Source organism: Brevibacillus sp. MCWH, assembly GCF_013096935.1.
In the GTDB taxonomy this organism is placed as follows: Bacteria; Bacillota; Bacilli; order Brevibacillales; family Brevibacillaceae; genus Brevibacillus; species Brevibacillus aydinogluensis.
This window is the reverse complement of record NZ_SDLF01000043.1, coordinates 1-3,030: the sequence shown is the minus strand read 5'-3', so window position 1 is coordinate 3,030 and position 3,030 is coordinate 1. Positions and strand designations below refer to the sequence as shown.

6 protein-coding genes are annotated in these 3,030 nt (G+C 43.4%); all 6 read right to left on the bottom strand.

Annotation, left to right across the window (positions count from 1 at the left end):
- Positions 1–72: 72 nt before the first annotated feature.
- Positions 73–342, bottom strand: coding sequence for a hypothetical protein (locus ETC00_RS19160; protein WP_171567659.1), 270 nt, complete (start codon positions 340–342; stop codon positions 73–75).
- Positions 343–355: 13 nt separating this feature from the next.
- Positions 356–751 carry a phage structural protein gene (locus ETC00_RS19155; RefSeq protein ID WP_171567658.1) on the bottom strand — a complete coding sequence of 132 codons (396 nt, stop codon included), beginning with the start codon at positions 749–751 and terminating at the stop codon, positions 356–358.
- Positions 752–764: 13 nt separating this feature from the next.
- A complete protein-coding gene (locus tag ETC00_RS19150; protein ID WP_171567657.1) occupies positions 765–1,778 on the bottom strand; it encodes a DUF3383 family protein in 1,014 nt (337 codons plus the stop codon).
- A gap of 4 nt (positions 1,779–1,782) precedes the next feature.
- Positions 1,783–2,262 carry a phage neck terminator protein gene (locus ETC00_RS19145; protein WP_171567656.1) on the bottom strand — a complete coding sequence of 160 codons (480 nt, stop codon included), beginning with the start codon at positions 2,260–2,262 and terminating at the stop codon, positions 1,783–1,785.
- Entirely contained in the window at positions 2,259–2,597 is a 339-nt protein-coding gene (locus ETC00_RS19140) for a hypothetical protein (RefSeq protein ID WP_171567655.1), read from the bottom strand. The genes ETC00_RS19145 and ETC00_RS19140 overlap by 4 nt, the downstream gene beginning before the upstream one ends.
- Positions 2,598–3,030, bottom strand: a 433-nt coding sequence (locus tag ETC00_RS19135; protein WP_171567654.1) for a hypothetical protein, incomplete at its 5' end; no start/stop codon positions are given.

Below are 3,030 nucleotides of genomic sequence, written 5' to 3'. Positions count from 1 at the left end.
TTCCACCAATTCTTTCTTGCTTGTTGAACAAAAGAAAAGGGAACGTCGTCAACGCTCCCTAATTGGAATAACCTATCGTTTTCCTTGTTGTTGAAACAAGAAAGCGGCTTGCGTTACCTCCTGGAGTTCAGCCCACTCCTCGAAATCATTGAGACTTAAACCCGAAGGTTGCACAACCACGTGCTCAAGCATAGCTGGCATCGCTTTAGCATTAAGTATTTTACCATGTTTATCGGTGATTTGATCTAAAATCTCAGCCCATTTAGATGGCATGACTGTTTGGAATACATACTTATTTCCTGACGCACTTGTATATTCTTCTGTTTTTGGTTTAAAACCCATTACTCATTCCTCCTTACGCTTCTGTTAAGTCTGCCACATGGATTTGTACTTCTACACCTTGTACTTCTGTTCCCCATGAACGAGATGGCATCTTCACAATTCGCGCTTCGCTACCACCTGCGCGGTATGTGCCGTTGTTACTGTCAACGATCTGGATAGGAAAAATCTTTTTCGACTTGCGTAATTGTTGCAAGAATGGAAGTGAAGCGGAAGTCTGCTTCAACGTCAGCGTGATTGTACCTGTTTGGTCTGCGCTTTCTGCATAAGTAACTTCACCATCTGCGCCAACATGCGGTGTAATGTCATCTTCGTTTTTCTCCACTTGAATCGGTTCACCATCCATGAACCCAACGATAAAAGCGCCATTCACGATGACGCTAACTTTCTTGAAATCATATGTTGTTGCCATCTATATCCCCTCCTTAAATCGTGAGAACTCCACGAATTTCAACTTTTTCGACTGCCCCAGCGATTGTTGCTGTCCACTCGACGTCTGGTAAAATACGTTGCGCACGTGTATTTGCAGGAATATCCTCACGTTTTGGAACGGTAATGGTGTAGAGCGGCTCTCCGTTTTCATCAGCGATAATTCCTTGTTTAAACGCTTGTTTCAGTACGTTGTCAACCTCTGCGACGACCATTGCGATACCTGCATCCGTGTATGGAATTTTCGGATTTGTCGCAAGTAAACGGAACACCGCTTCGGTCATACGTGCTTTGATAAAGTGCGTTGCTTGCACATTGTCAATATATTCACCGCTCGTTGCTACACCGCGTGATGTGATATTGACACCACCTTCGCGGATATATGTGCATGCATGATTAGCATGGATATCATTAATTTTCGTTGCGTCATATGATACAGGAGAAACCCCTTGGATTGTTTTAAATGTCCAAGTATAACTCCCAATCGGTAACGGTGCTAATTGAGCGACAAGACCTTCAGCCGGATATTGACGAGGTTGGTCATGAACAAGAAGGAATACATTGTCATACAGTCCGCTTAATGTTTGATACAATGTTTCACTCGATGTAGAAGCGGCATAAATTTTGTCTTGTGTGCTAACCCATTGAGCTAACTCTGTGATCTCGTCATCTCCTTGCTCAACGGATACAAGGTAATAGAAATCGTTGTTGCCCATTGTTACAAGTGTGTTTAACGCAGCTGTTAAATCTGTTGGGTTTCCTGTCGCTCCGTCATATTGCACGCCATATACCGCAATTTCCGCTGGTCGTGGATTTTGCCCGAACATGCGAGAGAATAGTTTGTATTCTTCTGTTGTTGTCGCAAAGTCGTTGGCCACCTGTTCAATATCTGTGTAAATCTTATACGGCAAGTTTTTTGAGGTTGACAACACGAGTGGTGTACCAAATCCCTTTTCGCTCACCGCTTTCGTTTGTCGTGTAATCGTCACATCTACATAACGATTGCCCATATTCTCACTCTCCTTTGAAATTTACTGTGTCAAACCAATCTGTCTTCACTTCGATGTTTTGCGTCATACGTAATTGAACATCGAAGCCATGTTTGTATTCATAGCTGTCCACAAGAAATGTCGTGCGGTTTTCGATGTTTCCAACGTTTACAACCGCTATCCCGTTGTCTTGTAGGTACTCTTGACCAACAAACAAAAACCATTGACGTAGCTTTATCGCATTGTCAATGGTCGTTTCGTTTTTATCCGCATAGACGTTGAACGAGATAGTCGTCAGATACTGTTCTTCATAGTTCAGATACAGTTCTCCATCCCGCTCCTGCGGTGTCATATTCGGTTGCCCTCTGTCTTTTACATATGGAGCTGTGATGTTATATACAGCATAAGGAAGCGGCGGTTTTGGAGCGGTTTGGTTGGCTTGAATGATGGTGATGTCTGTATCCGCTTTGATTTTCGCAATCATATTTTTAATGGCGGTTATCATTCCGCACACCTCGCATAGTAAATGTACACATCGGCATAGTCGCTGTAATCTTTGAAGTTTTGTACGGTGTATTGTGTACCTTTATACTCGATTTTCTGTCCTAATTGAAGCGGTTGAATTGTGTAAAGTTTACGGTCTTTGACGCTGTATGTGCCTTGTTCGACATATTTTAGGTCATCTTCTGAAAGCGGAAGGATAATCCCTGTCATTTGTATAAGATTAGAGCCACCTTCAACCCAATCTCCTTTATCGTTGTAGTATCCGCCTGTTTCTTGATAAACGGTAAACGTGACTTTGAATTCCTCGATAAAATCGGCAAATTGAAATGGTTTCATCTATTCCACCTCATGTCTAATGGCACCGACTAGACGACCTGTATCAATGAGCGGATTATCTGAACCTTTTCGCTCAACCGTCATGCTACTGTTAGGCGGTTCTCTCAAGGCTCTCATTTTCTTTTGAATCAATCCAGCAAACTCCATGCCGATCGCATCCATAAAGAGTTTCGGATTGACGTTTCCTTCAATGACATCGGGCAATAGTTGCTCAATTTTTCTCGCAATCTTGTCGATGTTCTCATCATAGCCGCTCCGTAGCCATGACCGCTCTGGAATCTTGATGACCGTTGTTTCCTTCTTGAGCGGATAGCCATTCACCGCAAACCATGCCCGCATTTTGTCTGTGACCGGAATTTCGACACCGTACTCATGCACCGCTCCGATCATAACGAGTTCGGAATCATCCTTGCCCAACAGACCGACTTTGATC

Coding starts and splice junctions, on each gene's coding strand:
- ETC00_RS19160 (WP_171567659.1), bottom strand. CDS start 342: ATGGGTTTTAAACCAAAAACAGAAGAATATACAAGTGCGTCAGGAAAT.
- ETC00_RS19155 (WP_171567658.1), bottom strand. CDS start 751: ATGGCAACAACATATGATTTCAAGAAAGTTAGCGTCATCGTGAATGGC.
- ETC00_RS19150 (WP_171567657.1), bottom strand. CDS start 1,778: ATGGGCAATCGTTATGTAGATGTGACGATTACACGACAAACGAAAGCG.
- ETC00_RS19145 (WP_171567656.1), bottom strand. CDS start 2,262: ATGATAACCGCCATTAAAAATATGATTGCGAAAATCAAAGCGGATACA.
- ETC00_RS19140 (WP_171567655.1), bottom strand. CDS start 2,597: ATGAAACCATTTCAATTTGCCGATTTTATCGAGGAATTCAAAGTCACG.